Source organism: Georgenia muralis, from assembly GCF_003814705.1.
Lineage (GTDB): Bacteria > Actinomycetota > Actinomycetes > Actinomycetales > Actinomycetaceae > Georgenia > Georgenia muralis.
In genome coordinates this window covers 544,023-570,139 of the sequence record NZ_RKRA01000001.1, presented here as the reverse complement: position 1 = coordinate 570,139, position 26,117 = coordinate 544,023, and the positions used below count along the sequence as shown (strand labels likewise).

21 protein-coding genes are annotated in these 26,117 nt (G+C 73.6%); 13 read left to right on the top strand and 8 right to left on the bottom strand.

Features of this window, described 5'->3' with window-relative positions; translation table 11 throughout:
- Window positions 1-7: 7 nt before the first annotated feature.
- On the bottom strand, window positions 8-1,357 hold the full coding sequence (locus EDD32_RS02515) for an O-antigen ligase family protein (protein ID WP_246006235.1): 1,350 nt from the start codon (window positions 1,355-1,357) through the stop codon (window positions 8-10).
- A gap of 204 nt (window positions 1,358-1,561) precedes the next feature.
- Between EDD32_RS02515 and EDD32_RS02510 the strand changes: the two genes are divergently transcribed.
- The gene (locus tag EDD32_RS02510) at window positions 1,562-2,239 is read left to right on the top strand and encodes a hypothetical protein (protein ID WP_123914317.1); all 678 of its coding nucleotides are present in this window, start codon (window positions 1,562-1,564) and stop codon (window positions 2,237-2,239) included.
- A 22-nt stretch (window positions 2,240-2,261) separates the two neighbouring features.
- On the opposite strand, the gene EDD32_RS02505 is transcribed toward EDD32_RS02510, so the two are convergent.
- From EDD32_RS02505 to EDD32_RS02485, 5 genes are all read right to left on the bottom strand, one after another.
- Window positions 2,262-3,227, bottom strand: a complete 966-nt coding sequence (locus tag EDD32_RS02505) for a hypothetical protein (RefSeq protein WP_123914315.1) — start codon at window positions 3,225-3,227, stop codon at window positions 2,262-2,264.
- Between the two features lie 135 nt (window positions 3,228-3,362).
- Window positions 3,363-5,006 carry a DUF4082 domain-containing protein gene (locus tag EDD32_RS02500; protein ID WP_123914313.1) on the bottom strand — a complete coding sequence of 548 codons (1,644 nt, stop codon included), beginning with the start codon at window positions 5,004-5,006 and terminating at the stop codon, window positions 3,363-3,365.
- A gap of 278 nt (window positions 5,007-5,284) precedes the next feature.
- Window positions 5,285-6,301: a hypothetical protein gene (locus EDD32_RS02495; protein ID WP_123914311.1), complete on the bottom strand. Its 1,017-nt coding sequence runs from the start codon at window positions 6,299-6,301 to the stop codon at window positions 5,285-5,287.
- Window positions 6,298-7,524: an MFS transporter gene (locus EDD32_RS02490; protein WP_246005940.1), complete on the bottom strand. Its 1,227-nt coding sequence runs from the start codon at window positions 7,522-7,524 to the stop codon at window positions 6,298-6,300. Before EDD32_RS02490 ends, EDD32_RS02495 begins: the two co-directional genes overlap by 4 nt.
- Before the next feature lie 96 nt (window positions 7,525-7,620).
- Entirely contained in the window at window positions 7,621-8,433 is an 813-nt protein-coding gene (locus tag EDD32_RS02485; RefSeq protein WP_123914307.1) for a hypothetical protein, read from the bottom strand.
- A 165-nt stretch (window positions 8,434-8,598) separates the two neighbouring features.
- On the opposite strand from EDD32_RS02485, the gene EDD32_RS02480 reads away from it, so the two are divergent.
- The 11 genes from EDD32_RS02480 to EDD32_RS02430 all read left to right on the top strand — a co-directional run bounded on the left by EDD32_RS02480 (window position 8,599) and on the right by EDD32_RS02430 (window position 23,000).
- Window positions 8,599-10,566: an ABC transporter ATP-binding protein gene (locus EDD32_RS02480; protein WP_425459495.1), complete on the top strand. Its 1,968-nt coding sequence runs from the start codon at window positions 8,599-8,601 to the stop codon at window positions 10,564-10,566.
- Between the two features lie 523 nt (window positions 10,567-11,089).
- Window positions 11,090-11,662, top strand: a complete 573-nt coding sequence (locus EDD32_RS02475; protein WP_123914305.1) for a DUF2231 domain-containing protein — start codon at window positions 11,090-11,092, stop codon at window positions 11,660-11,662.
- 132 nt (window positions 11,663-11,794) lie between these two features.
- Window positions 11,795-15,424 carry a transcription-repair coupling factor gene (mfd, locus tag EDD32_RS02470; protein WP_123914303.1) on the top strand — a complete coding sequence of 1,210 codons (3,630 nt, stop codon included), beginning with the start codon at window positions 11,795-11,797 and terminating at the stop codon, window positions 15,422-15,424.
- 92 nt (window positions 15,425-15,516) lie between these two features.
- The gene (locus EDD32_RS02465; protein ID WP_170175171.1) at window positions 15,517-16,380 is read left to right on the top strand and encodes a hypothetical protein; all 864 of its coding nucleotides are present in this window, start codon (window positions 15,517-15,519) and stop codon (window positions 16,378-16,380) included.
- A gap of 28 nt (window positions 16,381-16,408) precedes the next feature.
- On the top strand, window positions 16,409-18,019 hold the full coding sequence (locus EDD32_RS02460) for an acyl-CoA ligase (AMP-forming), exosortase A system-associated (protein WP_123914301.1): 1,611 nt from the start codon (window positions 16,409-16,411) through the stop codon (window positions 18,017-18,019).
- Entirely contained in the window at window positions 18,016-19,272 is a 1,257-nt protein-coding gene (locus EDD32_RS02455; protein ID WP_123914299.1) for a pyridoxal-dependent decarboxylase, exosortase A system-associated, read from the top strand. Before EDD32_RS02460 ends, EDD32_RS02455 begins: the two co-directional genes overlap by 4 nt.
- 19 nt (window positions 19,273-19,291) lie before the next feature.
- Window positions 19,292-19,546, top strand: coding sequence for an acyl carrier protein (locus tag EDD32_RS02450; protein WP_123914297.1), 255 nt, complete (start codon window positions 19,292-19,294; stop codon window positions 19,544-19,546).
- A 101-nt stretch (window positions 19,547-19,647) separates the two neighbouring features.
- A complete protein-coding gene (locus EDD32_RS02445) occupies window positions 19,648-20,184 on the top strand; it encodes a hypothetical protein (protein WP_123914295.1) in 537 nt (178 codons plus the stop codon).
- A 116-nt stretch (window positions 20,185-20,300) separates the two neighbouring features.
- The gene (eno, locus tag EDD32_RS02440) at window positions 20,301-21,587 is read left to right on the top strand and encodes a phosphopyruvate hydratase (protein ID WP_123914293.1); all 1,287 of its coding nucleotides are present in this window, start codon (window positions 20,301-20,303) and stop codon (window positions 21,585-21,587) included.
- A 122-nt stretch (window positions 21,588-21,709) separates the two neighbouring features.
- A complete protein-coding gene (locus tag EDD32_RS02435; RefSeq protein ID WP_170175170.1) occupies window positions 21,710-22,357 on the top strand; it encodes an FtsB family cell division protein in 648 nt (215 codons plus the stop codon).
- A gap of 151 nt (window positions 22,358-22,508) precedes the next feature.
- Window positions 22,509-23,000 carry a DUF501 domain-containing protein gene (locus EDD32_RS02430; RefSeq protein WP_123914289.1) on the top strand — a complete coding sequence of 164 codons (492 nt, stop codon included), beginning with the start codon at window positions 22,509-22,511 and terminating at the stop codon, window positions 22,998-23,000.
- 48 nt (window positions 23,001-23,048) lie between these two features.
- On the opposite strand, the gene EDD32_RS02425 is transcribed toward EDD32_RS02430, so the two are convergent.
- Window positions 23,049-23,525: an aminoacyl-tRNA deacylase gene (locus tag EDD32_RS02425; protein ID WP_123914287.1), complete on the bottom strand. Its 477-nt coding sequence runs from the start codon at window positions 23,523-23,525 to the stop codon at window positions 23,049-23,051.
- Between the two features lie 68 nt (window positions 23,526-23,593).
- On the opposite strand from EDD32_RS02425, the gene EDD32_RS02420 reads away from it, so the two are divergent.
- A complete protein-coding gene (locus tag EDD32_RS02420; protein ID WP_123914285.1) occupies window positions 23,594-24,592 on the top strand; it encodes a Ppx/GppA phosphatase family protein in 999 nt (332 codons plus the stop codon).
- Between the two features lie 59 nt (window positions 24,593-24,651).
- Here the strand turns inward: EDD32_RS02420 and nhaA are convergent, their stop codons facing one another.
- The gene (nhaA, locus tag EDD32_RS02415) at window positions 24,652-25,914 is read right to left on the bottom strand and encodes a Na+/H+ antiporter NhaA (protein WP_123914283.1); all 1,263 of its coding nucleotides are present in this window, start codon (window positions 25,912-25,914) and stop codon (window positions 24,652-24,654) included.
- Window positions 25,915-26,117: the final 203 nt, after the last annotated feature.

The following is a 26,117-nucleotide window of genomic DNA, read 5'->3' as shown; positions in this document are numbered from 1 at the left end:
CGGCAGCCTACGGTCCAGGCACGGTCGTCGGCGGTGCTTCGGACGACGTCGCTCGGCTCGGCCGCCGGAGAGCGGGCCGTTCGACCCGGGCGAGGGCGCCGGACATGCCGAGGAGCAGGAAGAGCGTGCCGGCCGTCATCGGGAAGGCGAAGCCGTCGAAGAAGGCCAGGCCCGCCGTCCCGGCGGCGAGGGAGGCCACGAGGGTCTGGGCGAGGTCACGGGTGTCGGCGTCGCGGCTGCTGCGGCGCAACCTGGTGAGCACGACCACCGCGGCGGTCAGTGTCGCCAGGAAGGTCGCGAGGCCGAGAACCCCCACCGTGACGAGCAGGAGCAGCAGCTGGTTGTCCAGGATCCAGTACTTGGGGAGGAACGTGCCCAGGCCTCGGCCGATGAGCGGCGAGTCCGCGACGAAGTCCAGGACCAGCCCGTAGCTGTCGGTGCGCGAGCGGGCGCTCGGGTCGTTCTCGATCTGCGTGAACATCGACGTGAACGAGCCGAGGACACCAGGGACGGTCACGAAGACGACACCGAGGAGCGCGGCCCCACTCACGAGGGCCAGGCGGCGGCGCGCGGCAGGCCAGGTCGGCATCAGGACGAGGAGGCACACGACGGTGCCCACGACGGCCGAGCGCGAGAGGGAGAGCGGGATGATCAGCGCCATCGCCGCGAGAGGCAGCCAGCGTGCGACGAGCGAAGTGTGTCTGGCGTGGAAGGCGGAATGGAGTGCGAGCGGCAGGAACATCGTCAGCACGACGCCGTACTCGATCGGGTGGGTGGCCGTTCCCGACGGGCGCGTGAACCCCGACCGCTCGAAGTCGAAGGCCTGCTGGTTTGCGCTCAGGCCCGGGATGTCGATCACGTCGACCAGCGTCTGCCGGGTGGCGAACTGGACCAGCCCGAGCAGCGCGAGCAGCCCACCTCCCATCGCGAGGCGCCCGACCAGCAGGTCGAGGCGCTCCCTCGAGGGGATGCCGTCGTGCGCCACGAGGAACGTCCCCGCCCAGGACGCCGCGGCGATGAGGGCCACGTCCGCCGTCGAGACCTCGTCGGCCTCGATCGGCCTGAGCATCGCGCCGATGTAGCTGAGCGCGACACTCGCCAGGAACGCAGCGAGTGCCGTCCGCACGGGGCCGTGCCAGGTGTCGGCGACGTTCCAGCGACTGACCTGGTACCACGCCCACCACAGCAGACCGACGAGGGCGAACAGCTGTGAGGGGGCGCCCGCACTGGCGAGCGGCTGGAGCACGAGCCGGGAGGGGATGGCGAGAAGCAGGACGAGGTAGACCGTGAGCCAGGTGACGGAGTCGGGGAGCAACCCGGTGACGAGCCCGCCGACCCGATGCTTGCGCGCGAGCATCACGGCAGCCGGTCCTGGACGCCGGCGGCCCGTGCGGGCGCACGCCGGCTCGAGGTCTCAGGCGCCTGTGTCGTGTCCATCATGCACCGCCAGCACGGGAGTAGCTCGGCTCGCTCGATGCTACTGCGGACCTCCGTCCGGGAGGCGCTGACCCGCGAGCTCTCGCATGCAACACTGTCAGGCGAGGTAGGGCTAGGAGGAGCCATGGTCATCGCGGACCTGTGGCGATCCGTCCGGCGTGGGTGGTACGTGGTCGTCGCCGGCGTCGTCTGCACGACGCTGGCGGGGTTCTACGTGCTGGAGCACGACGGGGTCTACTACTCACGGGTCGACGTGATCCTCATGGCGCCGTCGAGCGCCCTCTACCCGAACTCGCTCGCGACCACCTCGGGAGACCTGATCCAGACCGCCGGCATCGTCGAGACCGTCCTCAACGGGACCGATCAGCCACGCAAGCTCGCGGAGACCTCCGCCACGCTCGTCGGACGGGGAGAGCTTCGGGGCTCGCTGGTGGTGCTCCCTGACACCGGCGGGCAGTGGGCGCCCAACTTCAACCGGCAGGTTCTTGACGTCCAGGTCGTCGGACCGACCGAGGAGTCGGTGCGGGCGGAGCAGGCGCGGGTCCTCGGCCGGATCGACGAGATCCTCGAGGAGATCCAGGACGAGACGGGCGTGGCTGCCGTCAACCGCATCACCACCGAGGTTGCCGTCGACCCTCCCACGGTGCACCACTTGACCGGGGAGCCTCGGCGGGCCCTGGTGATGACGGCGTTGCTCGGCGGCGGACTCACTCTCGGAGCCGTGCTGCTGGTCGGCCCCCGCCCCCGGGCGAGCAGGCGCGGACGGCAGGAGCGGGCGGGCGTGTCGGTCGGCGCCGGGTGAGGCACTCGGCCGTCCCGGCCGGTCAGCCGCCCCCGTCGGTATCGCAGGGGAGCGGCCTGAGTCGGCGGACCGTGCCGTCGGGGGCCGCCTCGACGACAGCTGCGTCCCACTCCGTCAGTGCCGAGCACCTGACGTCGATCGGGCCGAAGGTCCAGGAGCCGTCCACCACCGCGAGATCGCTCACGGTGCCCGCCGTGCCGAGCCGGAACGGGTAGCCACCCCCGCTCACCAGCAGGCCGTCGACGTCGACGGTGGTGTTCCCCTGGTCCGCGGGGTAGAAGAAGGCCGCAGTGCCGCCGCAGTCGGCGGTCTGGACGAGCTCGAGCGTGGTGTTGCGGATCACCAGCGCTGGTCCGTCGTAGCCCTGGACCGCGTCGCCGTGCCAGTCGGTGCAATCGTCGGGGTAGCGCACGGAGGCGAACGAGTCCACCACGGTCACCGGCCCGCACCCGCTTCCCGCGCCGCCGACGCGAAACCCCTCCGGGACGCCGTCGAGGAGCACCCGCAGTGCTGTGTAGCCGCCGTACGCGATGGCCGGCAGCTGGTCCTCCGTGGTAGGACCGGAGGACCGGATCGTCGTGTCCTCGACGACCAGACCGTCGCTGCAGACCGGACCGGGGAAGTTGTTGATCCCCCCACCGAGGATCTCCACTCGCCTGACGGTCACGTCCGTCGCGTCCACCAGCAGACTGCCGTCCAGGATGCGGACGTCCTCGACGACGGCGCCCGGGGTGTCCACCTCCAGATCGCCTCGGACGACCCGCACCGGCTCCCACCCCTCCGGCACCCCGGTCGTCTCTCGTGTCGGGAATGGCGCATCCCCGCGCCCGGGCGGTTGCGGCGCGCCGTCGTCGGGGCGGTCGGGACGCAGGAGCAGGAACGTCCCGGCGAGCACGGCGCCGCCCGCGAGCGACACGGCGAGCAGCACCACGGGGCGTGTCGTGGACCGGCGCGGGGCGCCGGCGGGGCCGACAGGCTCGTGCTCCATCCGCCCATGGTGACGTACCCGCTGCCACTCGTGGCTGTTACGAGCCAACGACGCAGGAGCGAGGCCGCGGGCCGGGTCTGCCGTCGTGCGGCACGACCCGGCCCGCGGCCGGTGACGGGGCTCAGCGAGGCGGCGTCAGTTGCCGGACTCCGTGTTGCAGGCCTGGTCACGGACGGTCACGGGCTGGCCGTCGGCGTCCAGGGTGACGATCTCCGCGTCCCAGCTCGACAGCACCGAGCACTTGACATCGATCGGGCCGAAGTTCCACGAACCGTCGACGATCTTGAGCCCGTCGACCGTGCCGGGCATCCCCAACCGGAAGGGGTAACCGCCCCCCTTGACCAGGAGGTTGTCGATGTCGACGGAGGTGTTGCCCTGGCTGTGCGGGTAGAAGAACGGCGCGGTGCCGCCGCAGGAGCTGCTCTGGATCATCTCCAGCGTCGTGTTGCGCATGGTGAGTGCCGGGCCGTCGTAGCCCTGGAGCGCATCGCCGTGCCAGTCCACGCACTGGTCCGGGTACCGGACGGAGGCGAACGAGTTCTCGATCGTCACGGGGCCGCAGTCGCCCTTGCCGCCGACCCGGAAGCCCTCAGGGAGGCCGTCGATCTCGACGTTCCGCGCGGTGTAGCCACCGGTGCCGAGTGCCGGCCAGTCACCGCTCGTGCTCTGGCTGGTCGAGCGGGTGATCGTCGTGTCCTCGACCACCAGGCCGTCGTAGCAGACGGGTCCGACGAAGTTGTTGATGCTGCCGCCGAGGATCTCGACACGGCGCACGGTCACGTTCGGCGCGTTGACGACGAGGGTGCCGTCGTTGATGCGGAGGTCCTCGACGACGGCACCTGCAGTACTCACGGTGTAGTTGCCGGTGACGGTCCGGGAGGGGGTCCAGCCGGCGGGGACGCCGGTGCTCGTGCGCGTGGGGAACTGACCGGGGGTCGTCGTGGGCTCGGGCTCGGGCTCGGGCTCCGGCTCGGGCTCCGGCGAGGGCTCGGGGGTGGGCTCGGGGGTGGGCTCGGGCGAGGGCTCGGGGGTGGGCTCGGGCGAGGGCTCGGGGGTGGGCTCGGGGGTGGGCTCGGGCGAGGGCTCCGGCGTGGGCTCGGGCGAGGGCTCGGGCGTGGGTTCCGGCGTCGGCTCGGGGGTGGGCTCGGGCGTCGGTCCGGTGGCGGCGCCGGGCACGAACATCACGTCGACCCAGTAGTTGGAGGAACGGAAGGTGCTCGTCGGGAAGCCGGAGCTGGAGCCGTACCGGTAGACGCCGGCGTCGGCGGGGGCCCGGAGGTTCTCTGTGCTCACCGCGTCGGAGAAGTAGTCGTTCGTGGCGGCGTAGCGTCCGTTCGGCGCGAAGACCGAGACGGTGTAGGTCCGCCCGGGGGTCAGCTCGACGGGCTCGGAGAAGGTGACCGTGCGCCATCCCGCGTTGCGGACGGGCTTGAAGCTCGCGATGGCCAGCGCCTCGCCGGACTCGCTCCACAGGGTGCCCGTCCGGGGTGTCGCGTATCGCGAGCTCGAGGCCTGGTAGACGCGCACTCCCGTCGCCGCTCCCTCCGTCTTCGCGGTGAATCGCATCCCGAGCTCGACCGACCGGCGATCGGAGTCCACCGCGGCTTCGTCCGGGGTCCCGCTGGTGAGAAGACCGACGGGATCGGTCGCGGCGTCGGCCCGGAGGGGCTGAAAGGCCGTCAGCAGCAGCGCGACGACCGCGACGACCACGCCGACGGCGGCCCACAGCGAGCGTCTGGTGCGCAGCGGAAGAGCGCGCGCGGGTGAGGAGAGGGACATGAGGGAACCTTTGCTGGAGAGACCGCGCCACCGGGCGGGGCGAAGAGATAACGAGTCGGTAACGCTCGGCCATGTTTCGCTATCACACCCCACAGGGCAAGCACGCCGCACATCGGTCGAACAGGGACGAAATGGGCTCGGCCTGTCCCCACCACCTGGGGTGACGTCTCCGGGGGCAGACGTTGGTCCCGCAATGGGTATGACATATCTCACACGAGAGCGATCCGGTGGCGGTTACGGCCCCCAGACCGTGAACGCGCAGGTCGGCGGCGTGCGTGCTACTCGCGGACCACCGCGGGGGACCAGGCGTCGGGAATGAGCACGTCGGGCTGCGACCCCGGTTCGGTCCTGATCGACCACACGTCCGCGGCCCCAGCCTCGCCGGGGCGTGGCAGGCCGTAGAGCAGCGTGGCGTCGTCGAGCCACGCGACCTGGTCGTCCACCGACCGGTTCTCACCGAGGACCGACTCGTCGCCGCTGGCGAGATCCAGGACCGCGATCGCCCAGTGCCGGTCGCCCACGTCCTTCTTGTAGGCGATCCGTGACCCGTCGGGGGAGAGGGACGGGCACTCGACGTCCTCCCGCACTGCCGTGAGCGTGCGGGCGCGCAGGTCGCCCTCGACGAGCCACGTCCGGCCGAGCGCGGCCGACGCGGCGGTGGCGTAGAAGCGGTCGCCACCGGCGAACGTCACGCCCCAGATGTTGCGGTCGACCGGCGCGATCTCGCGCCCGTCGACCAGGAGGGTGAACTCCTCGAGGTTGCCGAGGCTCTCCCCGTCCGTGCGGGTGACCTCGGTCTGGGTGGAGAAGCCCGTGGCCGCGTAGGAGTGCCCCGAGACGAACGCGGTGGTGGCCACGAGGTCGCCGGCGGCCGAGAGGCGGGTGCGGCTGGGGATGCCGGCGAGGGGCCAGGTGCGGCTCTCCTCCCAGGAGCCGTCGAGCAGGACCGCCTCGAAGGTCGTGACGACCCCTCGCCGTGTGCGCAGGCACGAGACCGCGTCCGCGACGGCGTCGACGCGGTCGCAGGCCACACCGGTGGACGCCCGGGGCCCAGCAGGATCGTCCAAGGACACAGCGGCGACGAGGCCGTAGTCGGGACCCGGTGCGGTGCTGCGGAAGACGATGTGCGCGCCCGCGGGCGGCGGGGTCGCCGGGCCGGTGGCAGCCGCGGCCGGGACGGGGGAGACACCGCCGTCCCTGGACGCGAGGTACGCCGTGCGCACGAACAGGACGACGGCGATCACGACGGAGATCGTGACGACCCCTGCCACGACCGCCCTAACCCGTGCGCTCACTTCTCGCCCTCCCCCGTGCGCTCGCTCGCCTCAGTCTCCCCCGGGGCGGGCGACCCCGGCTCCACCGCCGGCCCGGGAGCCGGTGGGTCCAGCCGGGACACCGCGCGCAGGCACAGTGGCAGCGCCACGGCCAGCGCGACCGTGACGGCGAGCATGGCGCCGCCGCGGCCGAGGGTGTACCAGAGCACACCGAAGAGCGCGGACGCGAGCATCCGGGACAGGGCGACGACGGCCTGGGCCGCACCGATGGCGCTGGCTCGCAGCGACGGGTCCACCAACCGGCCCGCGACTGCCGCGAGGACGCCGTCGGTGGCGGCGTAGTAGGCGCCCAGGGCGGCCAGGCTGGCCAGCGTGAGGGCGGTGCCGGCAGCGGGGGCCGCGGCGAGCGCGTACGCCACCAGGAGACCGACGTGGCCGAGGACGAGGACCCGGGCGCGACCGAACCGGTCGGCGAGACGCCCGAAGGGTACGGCGAGGGCGATGTAGGCGATGTTCGTGCCCACGGAGAGCAGGGGGAACCACCGGGTGGCGAAGCCGTCGCGGGCCTGGAGCGAGAGGTAGACGAAGCCGTCGCCGATCGTGAGCAGTCCGAGTACGGAGACGACGACGACGAGACGCCGGAGGCGCGGGTCGGCGAGCCGGCGCCAGTCGATCGGCTCCGGGCGCGTGCCGGGTGCGGCGAGCTCGCGCCGGGGACGGCGGTCGGGCACGAAGAGTCCCAGGGTCAGGACCCCGAGTACCGCGAAGCCGAAGGACATGACGAACACGGAGGAGTAGCCCTCGGGCACCAGGGTGAGGATCACGAACGCGAGGAGCGGACCGAGCGCCGCGCCCACGGTGTCCAGGGTGCGGTGCACGCCGAAGGAGCGCGCGAGTGTCTCCGGCGCCGAGGACGCCGCGATGAGGGAGTCCCGCGGTGCGGTGCGGATGCCCTTGCCGAACCGGTCGACCACCACGACGGCCGTGACCGCGCCGAAGCCCTGGGCGAGGAGGAGCCCGCCCCGGCTGAGCGCGGAGAGCAGGTAGCCGGCGAACGCCACCCACTTGGGCCGGTCGCCGCGGTCGGACGCCCACCCGCCCAGCACCCGCACAAGTGCACCGGCCCCCTGAAAGATCCCGTCGATCACCCCGTACGCGACGAACGAGAGCCCGAGCGCCGTCGTGAGGTACAGCGGCAGGACGGCCGCGACCGACTCGGAGGAGACGTCGGTGAGCAGGCTCACGACGCCGAGCGTGACGACTGTGGACGACGTCCGGCCGGTTCGCCGAGCGGGCTCCTCCCGGCCCGGCCGGTCGCGCAGGCTGATGTACACGGCCCGCTACCCGGTGACCAGGACGCCGGCGACGGTGAAGACGGTGCCCGAACCGTTCGGCCGCACGCTCAGGAGCAGGGCGTGACGGTCGCGGGTGAATGCGTGTGCCTCGGTCCCGGGGACGGCCGGCCGCGGGCTCTGGGCGAAGCCCTGGGCACCGAACGCCGCCCAGTACTCGTCGACCACCTCCTGCGCCGGCGCCTCCGTGGTCGCCACGAGCGTGACCTGGATCCGGTCGTCCTCCGCCGCCACGGACGAGCTCCGCACGGTCGCGTCCACGAGGACCGGCACGATGGACTCGGGGAACCCTGCCACGAGCGACCCCTCGGCGGCCGCACTCGCGGGAGGCACGGACGGTAGCTCGAGCCTCGGGAGCGCGGGTGCTGGTTGCGGCTGCGACTCCTCGTCGTCGCCGACGGGCGGCCCGTCGAGTCCCGCACTCCCGGGTGCGGTCCCCTCGGCGGGCTGGTCGGGGCCAGGCCGGTCCGCGTCAGCAGGCTCGTCCGTGCCGGGCGGCTCCGTGCCGGGCGGCTCCGTGCCGGGCGGGTCCGTGCCGGCCGGTGGGCCGGCCGTTGGGGCGCCGCGCGAGCTGGGTCCGGCCGCCGTGCCGGCGTCGGCGGCGGGGTCCTCGGCCGCCGCCGTGCCGTCGCCTGCCGCGGTGGCGCCGACCACCTGCACCTCGCCCGTGTCCCCCGCTCCACGGCCGACGACCGCGACGACGATGGCGATGACCACGACCAGGAGGACGACGACCGCGGCCGTGAGCCGGCGACCCGGGCCGCGACCGGGCGCCGCCGGTGCTTCGCCGTGCGCATCCATAGGTCCTCCCGCCCGTCCGGCAGGCCGGCCGGGTGCGTCTGCGCCGGCACCCGGATGAGAGTCCAGTGTGCAAGGTGGTGCCGTCCGATGTGGTCGAATTGGGAACCACGACGACGGGCGTCACGCACACCGGGGAAGAGACACCAGCGTATGAGCATGGGCGGCATGGGCCACGGCGGGATGGGCGGTCCCGGCGGTTTCGGCCGCACCCTGCGCCAGGACGACTCCGTCAAGGACCACCGCCTCCGGCGCGGCACCACCGGGCGCGTGCTCGCCTACGCCGCGCCCCACCGCCGGTACATCGCCGTCTTCCTCGCCCTCGTGGTGGTCGGCTCGCTCATGGTGGTCGCCACACCGCTGCTCCTCCAGCGCATCATCGACGACGGCGTCGCGAACGAGGACCGGCGCCTCGTCGTCATCCTCGCCGGGCTCGTCGCCGCGGTGGCCGTGGCCGAGGCGGTCCTCAACCTCCTCCAGCGCTGGTTCTCCTCGCGTATCGGCGAGGGCCTGATCTACGACCTGCGCACCGACGTCTTCGGGCACGTCCAGCGCCAGTCGGTCGCCTTCTTCACCCGGACACAGACGGGCTCGCTCGTCACCCGCCTCAACTCCGACGTCATCGGCGCGCAGCAGGCCTTCACCTCCACCCTCTCGGGCGTGGTCTCGAACGTCCTCTCCGTCACCGTGGTTCTGATCACGATGCTGGCGCTGTCCTGGCAGATCACCGTGGTGGCGCTGCTCGTCGTCCCCGCACTCCTGCTGCCCGCCCGGCGGGTCGGGCGCCGGCTGGCCGGCCTGCGCCGGCGCGGCATGGAGCTCAACGCCGAGCTGGGCAACCGGATGACCGAGCGCTTCAACGTGGCCGGCGCCCTGCTCGTCAAGCTCTTCGGCGACCCCCAGCGCGAGGACGCGGAGTTCGCCGAGAGGGCCGCCCGGGTCCGCGAGATCGGGGTCCGCACGGCGATGAGCTCGCGGGTCTTCTTCGCCGCGCTCGGTGCCATGGCCTCCCTCGCCACCGCCCTGGTCTACGGCGTCGGCGGCGTCCTGGCCATCGACCAGGTGGTCACCATCGGGACCCTGGTCGCCTTCGCCGGGCTCCTGGGCCGCCTGTACGGCCCGGTCACCGCGCTGAGCAACGTCCAGGTCGACGTCATGAGCGCCCTCGTCAGCTTCGAGCGTGTCTTCGAGGTGCTCGACCTGCAGCCGATGATCACCGACGCCGAGGACGCCGTCGACCTGCCCGAGGGCCCCCTCGACGTCGAGCTCGACGACATCCGGTTCGCCTACCCCCGGGCGGACCAGGTCTCCATCGTCTCGCTCGAGGGCGAGCCGACCCGGACCGCCGAGGCCCTCGCTGACGGCGGGGAGAACGCGGCGGCCGTGGCGGTGGAGGCTGCGGACGCTTCCGAGGACGACACCGACGAGGCTCCCCCCGACGCGGGGGAGGAGGTTCTCAAGGGCATCACCCTGCGGGTCGAGCCGGGCACGATGCTCGCGCTCGTGGGCCCCTCGGGCGCCGGCAAGACGACGCTGTCCACGATGGTGGCGCGCCTGTACGACCCCACCTCGGGGGCGGTGCGCATCGCCGGGCTGGACCTGCGCCGTGTCCGGCAGGCCTCGCTGCACCGCGCTGTCGGTGTCGTCACCCAGGACGCTCACCTCTTCCACGACACCGTCCGGGCCAACCTCCGCTACGCGCGGCCGGACGCGACCGAGGCGGAGCTGTTCGACGCACTGCGCGCCGCGCACGTCGAGCCGCTCATCCAGCGCCTGCCCGAGGGCCTGGACACGGTGGTCGGCGAGCGCGGGCATCGTCTCTCGGGCGGGGAGAAGCAGCGCGTGGCGATCGCGCGCCTCCTGCTGCGCTCACCCCGGATCGTCGTGCTGGACGAGGCGACGGCGCACCTGGACTCCGAGTCCGAGGCAGCCGTGCAGCAGGCGCTGGACAGCGCCATGGCCGGGCGCACGTCGATCGTCATCGCCCACCGGCTCTCCACGGTGCGCAAGGCCGACTCCATCGCGGTGGTGGACCGCGGCCGGATCGTGGAGCAGGGCACGCACGCCGAGCTGCTCGCCGCCGGCGGTCTGTACGCCGAGCTGTACGAGACGCAGTTCTCGCACCAGCACGCCTGAGGTTCACTGGCGTGCGGCCCGGGCCTGGCGTGCGTGTGGCGGCCGGCCCGGGTCTGCCGTGAGGGTGGCGGCCGGCCGGGGGTCGGGCGTGCGTTCGGCGGCCGGCCGGGGGTCGGGCGTGCGTTCGGCGGCCGGCCGGCGGGGGTGCGGGGCGTGTGGCGGCGTAGCCGACCCCTGGAAGCAGGAGACTTCGTCAGGACATTCCTGACGGATTCTTCCGCTTCCGGGTGCTTCTCGGGCTGGCGCTCGGACGCTCGGACTCTCGGGTGCTGCGGGTGCGTCGGGTGCTGCGGGTGCTGCGGGCGCGTCGGGTGCTTCCGGGTGCTTCCGGGTGCTTCTGGGGCTCGGGCCCGGGTGCTCGGGGCCCGGGCGTTCGCCACCTCGGTGACCGGCCGACGTCGGTCGGGCGGTCACCGCGTGAGTGACCGGCAATCCCGCGCGCGCTGTCGGCCGTACCCCACACAGGCCACGGCGCCCGCCCCGGCGCGGCCGTGGAAGGGACGCACCGACGAAGGAGCTCCAGATGTTCGACACCATCCAGGGCCTGCCCCTGCACCCCCTCGTCGTGCACGCGGTCGTGGTCCTGCTGCCCCTCGCGGTCGCCGGCACGCTCGCCGTCGCCCTCGTGCCCCGGTGGCGCCGGACGTTCGGACCCCTCGTCGCACTCGTCACGACCGCCGGCACCGCGCTGGTGCCCGTCGCGACGCAGAGCGGCGAGTCGCTCGTGGCCCGGGTCGGCGCGCCGGCGGGCGACCACCAGGTGCTCGGCGGGCAGCTGCTCTGGTTCGTCCTGCCGATGGCGCTCCTGCTGTGGGCGCTCGTCGTGATGGACCGGCGCGCGGTCCCGGCGGACGCTCCACGAGCGGCCGGCACGGGCCGGCGCGCGGCCGACGACGGGCGCCCCGCCCCCCGGCGCGGCGTGGGGGCGATGGCGGCGACGACGTCGCGCGAGACCCGCACCGCCGGCGGGGCCGTGACGGTGGTGGCCGCGCTGGCGGTGGTCGCGGCGTTCGCCGCCGGCTTCCAGGTCTACCGGGTGGGGGAGAGCGGCGCCCGGTCGGTGTGGGGCGGCGTGGGCACGAGCCAGGCCGGCTGACGGCGGCCCCCGCGCGCCCACCGAGGGCCGAAACGTAGACTGGTCCGCGGCCCCCGCAGCCCTCACGGATGCGGGGCCTGCGTGCTGCCCGGGCCGGGGAGCACGCACCGGTCGCCCACCTGCGAAGGACCCATGAAGCTCACCGGACTGCTCCCGCTGCTGCGCACCGACCCCGCCGTCGCCTCCGCCGTCGAGCTCGCCCGCGAGCCGGTCCTCGCTCCGATGGTGTCCGTCGACGTCCCGCTCGGCGTGCGCGCACCGCTCGTGGCCCAGCTCGCCGGTGCGGACGGCACGCCCGACGGCGCGGCGCACCGGTCCGGGGCGGACGGCGGCCGCCCGGTCGTGGTCGTCACCGCCACCGGCCGGGAGGCCGACGAGGCGGCGAGCGCGCTGCGCAACTTCCTCCCCGACGACGACGTCGCGGTCTTCCCCGCGTGGGAGACCCTGCCGCACGAGCGGCTCTCCCCCCGCAGCGACACGGTCGCCCGCCGCCTCGCGGTGCTGCGCCGCCTGACCCACCCCGACCCCGACGGCGGCCAGGCCGGCCCGATCCGGGTGCTCGTCATGCCGGTGCGCGCCCTGCTCCAGCCGGTCGTGGAGGGGCTGGGCGACCTCGAGCCCGTCTCGCTGCGCATCGGCCAGCAGGCCGACCTGGAGGAGATCGCCGCACGCCTCGCCGCGGCCGCCTACACCCGGGTCGACATGGTCGAGCGGCGCGGGGAGTTCGCCGTCCGCGGCGGCATCCTCGACGTCTTCCCGCCGACCGAGGACCACCCCCTGCGGATCGAGTTCTGGGGCGACGACGTCGAGGAGATCCGCTGGTTCGCCGTCGCCGACCAGCGCTCGCTCGAGATCGCCGAGCAGGGCCTGTGGGCGCCGCCGTGCCGCGAGCTGCTGCTCACCGAGCCCGTCCGCGCCCGGGCCAAGGCCCTCATGGCGGACCTGCCCGGCGCCGTCGACATGCTCGAGAAGCTCTCCGAGGGCATCGCGGTCGAGGGCATGGAGTCCCTCGCGCCGGTCCTCACCGAGCGGATGCAGCCGGTCCTCGACCTCGTCCCCGACGGCACGCTCCTCCTGCTGTCCGACCCCGAGCGGGTGCGCCGCCGCGCCCACGACCTCGCCGCCACCACCGAGGAGTTCCTCGCCGCCGCCTGGACCTCCGCCGCGCAGGGCGGCAAGGTCCCGCTGGACCTGCGGGCCGCCTCCTTCGCCGACCTCGCCGAGGCCCGCGCCCTGGCGCTGACCCGGGGGCTCGGTTGGTGGTCGCTCACGGCCCTGCCCACCGACGCCGAGCTCCTCGAGGACGACGGAAGCTCCGCGCTCGTCGTCGGCGCCCGCGAGGTCGAGCGCTACCAGGGCGACGTCGAGCGGGCGCTGAAGGACCTCGGTGACCTCGTCCGCGAGGGCTGGCGCCTGGTCCTGACCACGGAGGGCCCCGGCCCCGCCCGGCGGATGAGCGAGCAGCTCGCCGCCGCGGACGTCCCGGCCCGGCTGGTCGCCGAGGTCGCGGAGGAGCCGCCGGCCGCCGTCGTGCTGGTGACGACGGCGAGCAGCGGCCGCGGGTTCGTCGCGCCCGCGCTGAGGCTGGCGATGCTCACCGAGTCCGACATCACCGGGCGCGCCGGCACCTCCACCCGCGACATGCGCAAGATGCCCTCGCGGCGGCGCAACGTCGTCGACCCCCTCGCCCTGCGCACCGGCGACCACGTCGTGCACGAGCAGCACGGCGTAGGGCGGTTCGTCGAGCTCGTCCAGCGCACCGTGGGCACCGGCGCGGACGCCACGACCCGCGAGTACATGGTCATCGAGTACGCCTCGTCCAAGCGCGGCCAGCCCGGCGACCGGCTCTTCGTCCCCACCGACTCCCTCGACCAGGTCACGAAGTACACCGGCGGCGAGTCGCCCACGCTGAGCCGGATGGGCGGCGGCGACTGGGCGAAGACGAAGGCCAGCGCGAAGAAGGCCGTCAAGAAGATCGCGAGCGAGCTCATCCGGCTCTACGCCGCGCGCATGTCCACCCAGGGCCACGCCTTCGCCCCCGACACCCCGTGGCAGCGCGAGCTCGAGGACGCCTTCCCCTACGCCGAGACCGCCGACCAGCTCGTCACCATCGACGAGGTCAAGGCGGACATGGAGAAGCCCACCCCGATGGACCGCCTCATCAGCGGCGACGTGGGCTACGGCAAGACCGAGATCGCCGTCCGGGCAGCGTTCAAGGCCGTCCAGGACGGCAAGCAGGTCGCGGTCCTCGTGCCCACCACCCTGCTCGTCCAGCAGCACCTGGACACCTTCACCGAGCGCTACGCCGGGTTCCCCGTCACGGTCCGGGCGCTCTCGCGCTTCCAGAGCGACGCCGAGGCCGAGGCCGTGCGCGAGGGAGCCCGCACCGGCGCGGTCGACGTCGTCATCGGCACCCACCGCCTCATCACCGGCGAGGTGCGCTTCAAGGACCTCGGCCTGGTGATCGTCGACGAGGAGCAGCGCTTCGGCGTCGAGCACAAGGAGACGCTCAAGCAGATGCGCACCGACGTCGACGTCCTCGCGATGTCGGCCACGCCGATCCCGCGCACCCTGGAGATGGCCATCACCGGGATCCGGGAGATGTCGACCCTGGCGACGCCGCCCGAGGAGCGCCACCCCATCCTCACCTTCGTCGGGCCCTACGAGGAGAAGCAGATCGCCGCGGCGCTCCGGCGCGAGCTGCTGCGGGAGGGGCAGGTCTTCTACGTCCACAACCGGGTCCAGTCCATCAACAAGGTGGCCGCGCACCTCTCCGAGCTCGTGCCCGAGGCGAGGGTCGCCGTCGCGCACGGCAAGATGAACGAGCACCAGCTCGAGAAGGTCATCCAAGACTTCTGGAACAAGGAGTACGACGTCCTGGTGACGACGACGATCGTCGAGACCGGCCTGGACATCTCCAACGCCAACACCCTCGTCGTCGAGCGCGCCGACCAGCTCGGACTGTCCCAGCTGCACCAGCTTCGCGGGCGCGTGGGCCGCGGGCGCGAGCGCGCCTACGCCTACTTCCTCTACCCGCCGGAGAAGCCCCTGACCGAGACGGCGCACGACCGGCTCGCCACGATCGCCGCGCACACCGACCTCGGCGCCGGCATCCAGGTGGCGATGAAGGACCTCGAGATCCGCGGCGCGGGCAACCTCCTCGGCGGGGAGCAGTCCGGGCACATCGCCGGGGTGGGCTTCGACCTGTACGTGCGGATGGTCTCCGATGCCGTCGCGGAGTACCGGGGGGAGAAGGAGACCGAGAAGGCGGACGTCAAGATCGAGCTGCCCATCGACGCCCACGTCCCGCACGACTACATCGCCCACGAGCGGCTGCGGCTGGAGGCCTACGCGAAGATCGCCGCGGCCGGGGGCGAGGCGTCGATCCAGGCGATCCGTGAGGAGCTCACCGACCGCTACGGCCCGGTGCCCGAGCCGGTGCTGCGGCTCTTCGCCGTCGCGGCGCTGCGGGAGAAGGCGCGCGGGGTCGGCCTCACCGACATCACCGGCCAGGGGCGCTACGTCCGCTTCGCCCCGGTGGACCTTCCCGAGTCGGCGCAGCTGCGCCTCAAGCGGCTCTACCCCGGGACCGTGCTCAAGCCCGCCGTGCGCACGATCCTCGTGCCCTACCCCATGACCGCGAAGATCGCGGGCAAGCCGCTCAAGGACCTCGCGCTCATGGCGTGGGTGGACGAGCTCGTCGACGCCGTGCTGGCCGGGTCGGTCGCGGCCGCCGCCGGGGTGGGTGCGACGGCGGGCTGAGCCGGCTCGTGGCCGGCGCCGGACCGGCGTCGGGGGCTGCGGATGTCGCGATTCCGTCCCGCCCACGCGGAGCGCGCCGTACGTTAGGCCGCATGCCGGGAGGACCAGCCGTCGAGCTGGGCCGCATCACCCCCGCCGACCTGGAGGAGGTGGGGGAGTTCCTGCACGCCCACCTCAACGAGCGGCTCTCCGCCCGGCAGTGGTCGGCCGCCCTGGTCCCCCCCTGGCCCGCACCGGAGCCGGACCACGGGTTCCTCCTCAGGGCGGCGGGCGAGGTCGTCGGCGCCTACCTCGCCTTCTACTCCGTCCGGCAGATCGGCGGCGCGACCGAGCGGTTCTGCAACCTCGCCGCGTGGTGCGTGGGGGAGGAGTACCGGTCCCACGGGCTCCGCCTCCTGCGGGCGGCGCTGGGCCGCAAGGGTTACCACTTCACCGACCTCTCGCCCAGCGGCAACGTCGTCCCGCTCAACCTGCGGCTGGGGTTCACGGCGTTGGACACGAGCGCGTCCCTCGTCCTCAACCTGCCATGGCCGCCGAGGGCGGGGACCCGGGTGGTCTCCGAGCCCCGGGAGATCGACGGCCTGCTCACCGGCCAGGAGCTGCAGGTGTACCGGGACCATGCCCGGGCGGCGGCCGCCCGCCACCTCGTCGTCGTCCAGGGGGAGCGGACCTGCTACGTCATCTACCGGCGCGACCGCCGCAAGCGCCTGCCGCTGTTCGCCTCGATCCTGCACGTCAGCGACCGTGAGCTGTTCGCCGCCGCCGTGGGACCGGTCCGGCGGCACCTGCTCGGCCGGGGCCTGCCCCTCACCCTCGCCGAGGACCGGGTCACCGGTCCGCTGCCGGGACCCGCCGTCCGGCTGACCAGGACGAGGTCGAAGATGTACCGCAGCCGTACCCTGCGCCCCGAGCAGGTCGACTACCTCTACAGCGAGCTCACGTGCGTGCCGTGGTGAGCGACCCGGGCCCGAGGGAGGGGCGGCGATGAGGACCCAGGTCCACCACCTGCTGGAGCAGCGCGCCCTGAGCCACGGCACGACACCGGCGCTGACCGACAAGAGCGCCACCCGCAGCTACGCCGAGCTCTGGGACCTGGTCCGGGTCGCCGCCGGCGGGCTGCGGGACCTCGGGCTGGGACGCGAGGACCGGGTGGCCGTCTTCCTCGACAAGCGCATCGAGACCGTGGCCTCCGTGTTCGCCACGTCCGCGGCCGGCGGTGCGTTCGTCCCCGTGAACCCGCTGCTGCGGCCGCAGCAGGTCGCGTACATCCTCACCGACTGCGATGTCCGCGTCCTGGTGACCTCCCCCGAGCGGCTCGAGCTGCTCGCCGGGGAGCTCGCCTCCTGCCCGGCCCTGGAGCACGTCGTCCTGGTGGGAGGGACCCCGGCCAGCCCGTCCGCCCCGGCGGCCCCGGACGAGCGCGACGACGCGCCGGCCGGCCCGGGGTACCGGGTCCACACCTGGCTGGAGCTCACCGCGGCGGTCAGGCCGCAGGCCCCGCCGACCGCCGGGATAGACCAGGACATCGGCGCCATCCTCTACACCTCGGGCAGCACGGGGAAGCCCAAGGGGGTGGTGCTCAGCCACCGCAACCTCATCGTGGGCGCGGAGAGCGTGAGCGGCTACCTCGCCAACACCGCCGACGACGTCATCCTCTCTGTCCTGCCCCTCAGCTTCGACGCGGGGTTCAGCCAGCTCACCACCGCGTTCAGCGTGGGCGCCCACGTGGTCCTCATGAACTACCTTCTCGCCCGGGACGTCCCGCGGCTGTGCGCCCGCCACGGCGTGACCGGGCTGACCTGCGTGCCGCCGCTGTGGATCCAGATCGCCGACCTCGACTGGCCCGAGGAGGCCGTGCGCCCCCTGCGGTACTTCGCCAACACCGGTGGCCGGATGCCCAAGGTCACCCTGGACCGGCTGCGCGCCACCTTCCCCGCCGCCCGCCCGTACCTCATGTACGGCCTCACCGAGGCGTTCCGCTCCACCTACCTCGACCCCGAGGAGGTCGACCGGCGCCCCGGGTCCATCGGCAAGGCGATCCCCGACGCCGAGATCCTCGTGGTCCGCCCCGACGGGTCCCGCTGCGACCCCGGCGAGGAGGGCGAGCTCGTGCACCGGGGCGCGCTGGTCGCCCTGGGGTACTGGAACGACCCGGTGCGCACCGCCGAGCGGTTCCGCCCGGCGCCCGGGCGGGACGCGGCGTGGCGGTCGCCGGAGATCGCGGTGTGGTCGGGAGACACCGTCGTGGCCGACGCGGAGGGGTTCCTCTACTTCGTGGGCCGCAAGGACGAGATGATCAAGACCTCCGGGTACCGGGTCAGCCCGGCCGAGGTCGAGGAGGTCGCCCACACCACCGGTCTGGTCCGCGACGCCGTCGCCCTGGGCGTCGCCGACGACCTGCTCGGGCAACGGGTGGTCCTCGTCGCCAGCCCCGCCGCCAGGGACGGGTTCACGGCGGAGGCCCTCCTGCAGGCGATGCGCCGCAGCCTCCCGCTGTACATGGTCCCCTCGGAGGTGGTCGTGCGCCCGGAGCTCCCACGCTCGCCCAACGGCAAGCTCGATCGGGCCCTGCTGCGCGAGGAGCTGGCCCGATGAGCGGGACCGGCCCGGTGAGCGGGAACCGCGGCGGCCGGTCGACCGTCGACGCCTTCGGGGCCCTCGACGGCCGCCTCACGATCGGTGGCGTCCCCGTCGACCGGCTCACCGAGCGGGTCGGCGCCACGCCCTACTTCGCGTACGACCGGTCCCTCATCACCGCCCGGGTGGACCTCCTGCGCCGCACCCTGCCCGACCGGGTCGAGCTCAGCTACGCCGTCAAGGCCAACCCGATGCCCGCCGTCGTCCAGCACCTCGCCGCGCTCGTGGACTCCCTCGACGTCGCCTCCGCGCTGGAGATGCGCACGGCGCTGGACACCCCCGTGCCCGCCGACCGGGTGAGCTTCGCGGGACCGGGCAAGACCGAGGCGGAGATCACCCAGGCTGTCGCCGCGGGGGTGACCATCGAGATGGAATCCCAGACTGAGGCCGCCCGCGTCGTCCGTGCGGGCGACCGGCTCGCGCTTCGCCCCCGGGTGGCCGTGCGCGTCAACCCCGACTTCCAGGTCAAGGGGTCGGGGATGCGCATGGGAGGGGGGCCGCAGCAGTTCGGCGTCGACGCCGAGCAGGTCCCCGCGCTGCTGGCCGACCTCGCCGCCGCGGACGTCGACGTGATCGGCTACCACGTCTTCGCCGGCTCCCAGAACCTCAACGCCGGGATCATCACCGAGGCGCAGCGCCGGACCGTCGACCTGGTCCTGGCTCTCGCGGAGCGGGCGCCGTGGCCGGTGCGCTACCTCAACCTTGGCGGGGGCTTCGGCATCCCCTACTTCGAGAAGGACGTCGCGCTGGACCTCCCCGCCGTGGGGGCAGGGCTCGCCCAGCTCGTGGAGTCGCGGATCTCCACGCAGCTCCCGCAGGCGCGGGTCGTCGTCGAGCTGGGCCGCTACCTCGTCGGGGAGGCGGGCGTCTACGTCACCCGGGTGGTGGACCGGAAGGTCTCCCGCGGGCGGACGTACCTCGTGGTCGACGGCGGGCTGCACCACCAGCTCGCCGCCTCGGGCAACTTCGGCCAGGTGATCCGCCGCAACTACCCCCTCGCCGTCGCCACCCGGGTGGACGGGGCGGCGGAGGAGACCGTCACCGTCGTCGGGTGCCTGTGCACCCCGCTGGACCTTCTCGGCGACTCCGTCGCCCTGCCCCACGCGGACATCGGCGACCTTCTCGTGATCTTCCAGGCCGGCGCGTACGGCCTGACCGCCAGCCCCACCGCCTTCCTCGGCCACCCCGAACCGGCCGAGGTCCTCGTCTGACAGCTACTCGGAGGCACCCATGGACGTCAGCAGCACCACCCTGGACGGCGTCATCGCCGTCGTCGTCGAGACCCTCGGCATCGAGGGCCGCGAGCTGGACGCCTCGACGCCCCTCTTCGGGGCCATGCCGGAGCTGGACTCCCTGGCCGTGCTGTCCCTCGCCACGGCTCTGGAGGACCGCTTCGGGTTCGAGATCGACGACGAGGGCTTCACCGGTGACGTCTTCGAGACGGTGGGCAGCCTGGCGGAGTTCGTCGAGCAGCAACGGTCCTGAGCGGGCGGGCCGGAGCGGGCCCCGTTCCCCCTACGATGGTCGGTGAGCTCAGCCACGACCCGGCGGCGCACGTACGCCGGGAGACTTCCGGAGGTTCATCGGTGACAACCCAGCGGCGCGCCCGTCACACCCTCGTCCTGGCCACGGCCGGTCTGCTCCTGGCGGGCTGCGCGGCCCAGCCGGGCACCGCCGGCAGCATCGACGGCGAGCGGATCACCCAGAACGAGCTCGAGGACGCCACGAGCGAGTACGTGGCCCTGACCGGCCAGGAGACGGAGCCGGTCGTCGTCCTCAACACCCTCCTGGCCGCGGAGGTCCTGCCGCCGATCGCGGCCGAGTACGGCTACGCGATGTCCGACGGCGAGATCGAGGCCCTGTACGCCGAGCAGGCCGCCTCGCTGGGTGCGGAGGTGCCCGCCGACGGCTACTCCGACGCCTTCATCGACCTGGGCCGGTACCTCTTCGTCTACTCCGAGGTCGCGGCCTCGCCGGACGCGCAGGCCGTCTTCGACGAGTTCACCGCCGCCATGGGTGACGCCGACATCGTGGTCAACCCCCGCTACGGAGAGGTGAACGCCGAGGGCGTCATCGAGCCGACCTCGCACGACTGGCTCGCCGGGACGACCGAGCAGCAGTAGGTGTCCAGGCTCACAGCCGGTGGCCGGCCCGGGCGGGAGCATGGTCCCTCGCTGTCGGGTTTGCCCCGTACTACGGTGGGCACGTTCAGCACGTCCACCGACTGAAGGAGTCCCCTGTGGCCAGCATCGAGGCCGTCGGCGCCCGCGAGATCCTTGACTCGCGCGGCAACCCCACCGTGGAGGTCGAGGTCGCGCTCGAGGACGGGACCGTCGCCCGCGCAGCCGTCCCCTCCGGCGCCTCCACCGGCGCGTTCGAGGCCGTGGAACGTCGAGACGGTGACAAGGGTCGTTACCTCGGCAAGGGCGTCCAGAACGCCGTCGACGCCGTCATCGACACCATCGCCCCCGAGGTCCTCGGGATCGACGCCACCGAGCAGCGCATCATCGACCAGACTCTCATCGACCTCGACGGCACCGCCAACAAGGGCAAGCTGGGCGCGAACGCGATCCTCGGCGTCTCCCTGGCCGTGGCCAAGGCTGCCGCGGAGTCCGCGGGCCTGCCGCTGTTCCGCTACGTCGGCGGCCCCAACGCCTACCTGCTGCCCGTGCCGATGATGAACATCCTCAACGGCGGCTCCCACGCCGACTCCAACGTCGACATCCAGGAATTCATGGTCGCCCCGGTCGGCGCGCCGACGTTCAAGGAGGCCCTGCGCTGGGGCGCCGAGACCTACCACTCCCTCAAGTCCGTCCTGAAGTCCCGTGGCCTGGCCACGGGCCTGGGCGACGAGGGCGGGTTCGCCCCGAACCTCGACTCCAACCGCGCCGCGCTGGACCTCATCCTCGAGGCCATCGAGAAGGCGGGCTACACCCCGGGCGAGGACATCGCGCTCGCGCTCGACGTCGCCGCCACCGAGTTCTTCTCCGACGGCGCCTACCAGTTCGAGGGCAAGGCCACCTCGCCGGCCGACATGGTCGCCTACTACGAGCGGCTCGTGGCCGACTACCCGCTGGTCTCCATCGAGGACCCGCTGAGCGAGGACGAGTGGGACAGCTGGGCGCAGCTGGTCGCGGGCGTCGGCGACCGTGTCCAGGTGGTCGGCGACGACCTCTTCGTCACCAACCCCGAGCGCCTCGCCCGTGGCATCGAGATGCGCGCCGCGAACTCCCTCCTGGTCAAGCTCAACCAGATCGGTTCGCTCACGGAGACGCTCGACGCCGTGACCCTGGCGCAGCGCAACGGTTTCACCGCGATGGTCTCCCACCGCTCCGGCGAGACCGAGGACACCACGATCGCCGACCTGTCGGTGGCCGTGAACGCCGGCCAGATCAAGACCGGTGCACCCGCGCGCGGCGAGCGCATCAACAAGTACAACCAGCTCCTGCGCATCGAGGAGGAGCTCGACGACGCGGCGGTCTACGCCGGCCGCAGCGCGTTCCCGCGCGCCGCGCGCCGCGCCTGACCCGCACCGCCGACCGCTGACGGGCGAGCGCCCGTCCACGGTGAACCGCCCCGGACGCCGGGGGCCGCGACTCACGTCGACGGCTCCCGGCGTTCGCTCGTGCCATGGGAGAACATGAGGTCATGAGCAGCCGTCGTCCCACCGCGCCGCGCGCGGGCACCCCGGGACAGACACGTGGTCGGGGGCGGACGACGGTCCGGACCGCGGCCGCGAGGGCGGAGGCGGCACCCGGTGCGGCGCGGGACGAGCCGGCTCACCCCCGCGGGCCCCGGGCCGGTCGCGCCCTGGCCTGGGGCCGTCCGGGACGGCGGGGGGAGCCCCGCCCGACCGTCAGCCTGCGCGCCCTCATCCTCTCCCTCGTCGCGCTCGTCGCCTTCGCCGTGCTCGCCCCGACGCTGCGCTACGCCGTGGCCCAGCAGGAGGAGCTGCGGGCCCTCAACGCCCGGGTCGCCGACGCGCAGGTGCGCAACGACGAGCTCGAGACCCAGCTCGAGCGCTGGCAGGACCCGGCCTACGTGCAGGCGCAGGCGCGGGACCGGCTGGGCTACGTCATGCCCGGGGAGACGCCGTACGTCGTCGTCGACCCGGAGACGGTCACGGGCGGGGAGGACCCGGCCGAGGCGGAGGCCGCCGAACGGGCCGCCGCGGTCGCGTCGGCGACCCCGTGGTACCTGCGCATGTGGGACTCGGTCCAGGTGGCGGGGTACGCGGGTCCGGGCGAGGAGGACCCCTCGGGGCTGACCGTTCCCGCCGACCCCGCGACCCCCTGATCGCCTGACCCGGACGACCCTGCGGTGGCGCACCGCCGTGACGACGACCACGCCGGACCGCCGGACGCTGTGCGGCCGGCGGTCGGGCGATCCCGGATATCGTGCCTCGAGCAGACCGCGCCCGCCGGGGGCGCGGGCGGAGAGGGGCTCAGTGGACACCACCGTCACCGACCGGGACCTCGAGGTCCTCGCCGAGCAGCTCGGCCGGGTCCCGCGCGGCGTCGTCGCCGTGGCCGCCCGGTGCGTGTGCGGCCGGCCGACCGTCGTGCGCACGGCGCCCCGGCTGGACGACGGCACCCCGTTCCCGACGACGTACTACCTCACCTCCCCGGGCGCGGTGAAGGCCGCGAGCACCCTCGAGGCCGAGGGGGCGATGGTGGGCATGAACGAGGCCCTGGCCCAGGACGCCGACCTGCGCGCGGCGTACCTCGCCGCCCACGAGGACTACCTCGCCCGGCGGTCCGAGCTCGGTGACGTGCCCGAGATCGCCGGGGTCTCCGCCGGGGGGATGCCGACGCGCGTCAAGTGCCTGCACGCGCTGCTCGGCCACACCCTCGCCGTCGGCCCGGGCGTCAACCCGATGGGGGACCGGACGCTGGAGCTCCTCTCCGGGGTCTGGAGCCCCGACCGCTGCACCTGCTGACCGCAGCGTGCTCGGCCGGATCGTTCACGGCGCAGCCCGGCCTCGCGGCTACTCCGGCTCGGTGACGTCGGCGACCTGTGCGTCGAGCGCGGCGACGAGCTCGGCGGCCGACACGGTCGCCGCGACGCCGTGCGCGCCCGCGCCGATGGAGACCGTCCCGCTGATCGACGCGTCGGCGACGACCGGCCAGGCGGTGAGCGAGCCGAACGGGGTGATGGTGCCCCGCTCGTAGCCGGTGGCGTCCCGCGCGACCGTGGCGTCGGGCATCGACAGCCGGCTCACGCCCAGCAGGGCCCGGAGCTTGGGCCAGGAGATCGTCCGGCCGCCCGGCACGAGGACGAGGACGTGGTCGCCCTCCCCGCGGCGGACCACGAGGGTCTTGATGACGGCCGACGGCGCGACCCCGCGCGCGGCGGCCGCCTCCGCCAGGCTCGAGACCCGGCCGTGCCTGGTGATGGTGAAGCCGATGCCGGCGGCCTGCAGCGCCGCCAGGGCGCGCGCCTCGCCGTCGTCGCGTGGGTCCATGCCCGCCAGCGTAGGCGCGTGAGGTCCCTCCGGAGGCGGTGTCGGTCCCACGTGGCAGGGTTGTCCCCGTGACTCGAGTGGCTGCCATCGACTGCGGGACGAACTCCATCCGGCTCCTCATCGCCGACACCGACGGCGCCGGGACGGGCGCCACGGCGTGCACCGGCACGGGCGGGGAGCCCGTCCTGCGCCTGCGTGACGTCGAGCGCCGGATGGAGGTGGTGCGCCTGGGGCAGGGCGTGGACCGCACCGGCCGCCTGGACCCGGTCGCGCTCGAGCGCACGCTCACGGCCGCCCGTGCCTACGCCGACCTGTGCGAGGCGCACGGCGTCGAACGGATCCGGTTCGTGGCGACCTCGGCCACGCGGGACGCGGAGAACGTCCAGGACTTCGTCGACGGCGTGCGCTCGGCGCTCGGGGTGGAGCCGGAGGTCGTCAGCGGCGCCGAGGAGGCGGAGCTGAGCTTCCGGGGAGCGGCGAGCGTCCTGGACACCGACGTCCACGGCGGCCCGCACCTCGTGGTCGACATCGGTGGCGGCTCCACCGAGCTGGTCCTGGGCCAGCGCACCCCGGTGGCGTCGTCCTCGATGGACATGGGCTGCGTCCGGCTCACCGAGCGGCACCTCCTCGGTGACCCGCCCACCGCCGAGGAGGAGGCGGCGGCGCGCGCGGACGTGCGTCGGCTTCTGGACGAGGCGGCCGCCGCGGTGCCGCTCGGGAGGGCCCGGACCCTGGTCGGGCTGGCGGGCTCGGTCACCACCGTCACGGCGCACGCGCTCGACCTCCCGGTCTACGACCCGACCGCGATCGACGGCGCCGTCCTGGGTGTGCCGGAGGTCCTCGCCTCCTGCCGGGCGCTGCTCCGCTCGACCCGCGCCGAGCGGGCCGCGATGGGCTTCATGCACCCGGGCCGGGTCGACGTGATCGGCGCTGGTGCGCTCGTGTGGTCCGAGGTCGTCGAGCGGGTGCGCCGCGAGGTGGCCGCCGCCGGCGGCGAGCTGTCCACGGTCGTCACGAGCGAGCACGACATCCTCGACGGCATCGCCCTGTCGCTCGCGGAGGCCTGACCTCGCCCCCGTGCGCCGAGGCCGACCCCGTCAGGGCCCGGCCGGCTCGGTGAGCCCTCTCAGTCCTCGTGGTGGGTGTGCGCGGCCCGGCCGCGGATCCGCGCCGACGCGCGCACCCGCAGCGCGACCGCACCGAGGACCGCCGCGACCAGCGAGCCCAGGATGACGGCGATGCGCGCGTGGGCGGACTGCGGGTCCGCCTCGTCGAAGGACAGCGACGCGATGAGGAGCGAGACGGTGAACCCGATGCCGGCGACGAGCGAGACGGGCATGATGTCGGCCAGGTCCACCCCGTTGCCCAGCCTCAGTCGGGTGAACGTGACCAGCAGGGCCACCCCGCCCCAGATGCCCACCAGCTTTCCGAGCGGCAGGCCGAGGTAGACGCCGACCGCGACCGGGTCGGTGAGCATCTCGCCGATGCCGCCGGTGTCGACGACGTTGACGCCCGAGGCGAAGAAGGCGAACACCGGCAGGACCAGCCCGGCGGACCATGGCTGGATGAGGCTGACGAAGCGGTGCGTGAGCGCCTCGTGCTCACCGCGCGCGGTCAGCGCGGGCACGGTCATCCCGAGCAGCACGCCGGCGATCGTGGCGTGCACGCCGGATGCGTGCATGAGTCCCCAGGCGCCGAGTGCGACCGGCACGAGCAGCCACCAGTGGGTGAGCCGGCGCCGGACGAGCAGGCCGAAGAGGACGATGAGGGCCAGCGACCCGGCCAGGGCGAGGGCGTCGATCCGCTCGGTGTAGAAGATCGCGATCACCGTGATGCCGAGGAGGTCGTCGACCACGGCCAGGGTCAGCAGGAAGGTCCGGACCGCGGGCGGGAAGCCGCGACCGAAGATCCCCAGCACGGCGACGGCGAACGCGATGTCGGTGGCGACCGGGATCGCCCAGCCGTTGTAGACGCCGGAGCCCGAGACCACCTGGACGACGGTGTTGACCAGGGCCGGACCGGCCATGCCGAAGACCGCGGCGAGGATCGGCACGAGCGCCCGTCGCACGTCCCGGAGGGACCCGGTGACGAACTCGGTCTTCAGCTCCAGGCCGACGACGAAGAAGAAGAGGGCGAGCAGGCCGTCGGAGGCCCACGAGTGCAGCGCCAGGTCCAGGCGCAGCGCCTCCGGGCCCACGACGTAGGACGACAGCGCCTCGTAGGAGCCGCGCCAGGGGGAGTTCGCCCACACCAGCGCGACGGCCGCGCCGAGGATGAGGACCAGACCGGCGAAGCGTTCGTCCTGGAGCCGGTGCCGGTACCGGCCGAGCGGGCCGACACGTGCGCCGTGGTGGTGCGTCCCGCGGACGGTCCTCGGCTGTGCGCTCACGGTGCTCCCTACGACGACGGAGAGGGGGTCCGCCGTCGTGCCGGCGCCGGACGCTCGCGGCCCAGAATAGTTGCGCCGCGGCGACGGCCCGCACCGTTGCCGGAGGTTGCCGCCGGTGGGATCCCGTGCCGGCGTCCCGTGTCCCGCCGGGGGCGCGCTCGCGCGCACGGTGGTGCGGCAGGCGCCCACGCTCGTGCGGCAGG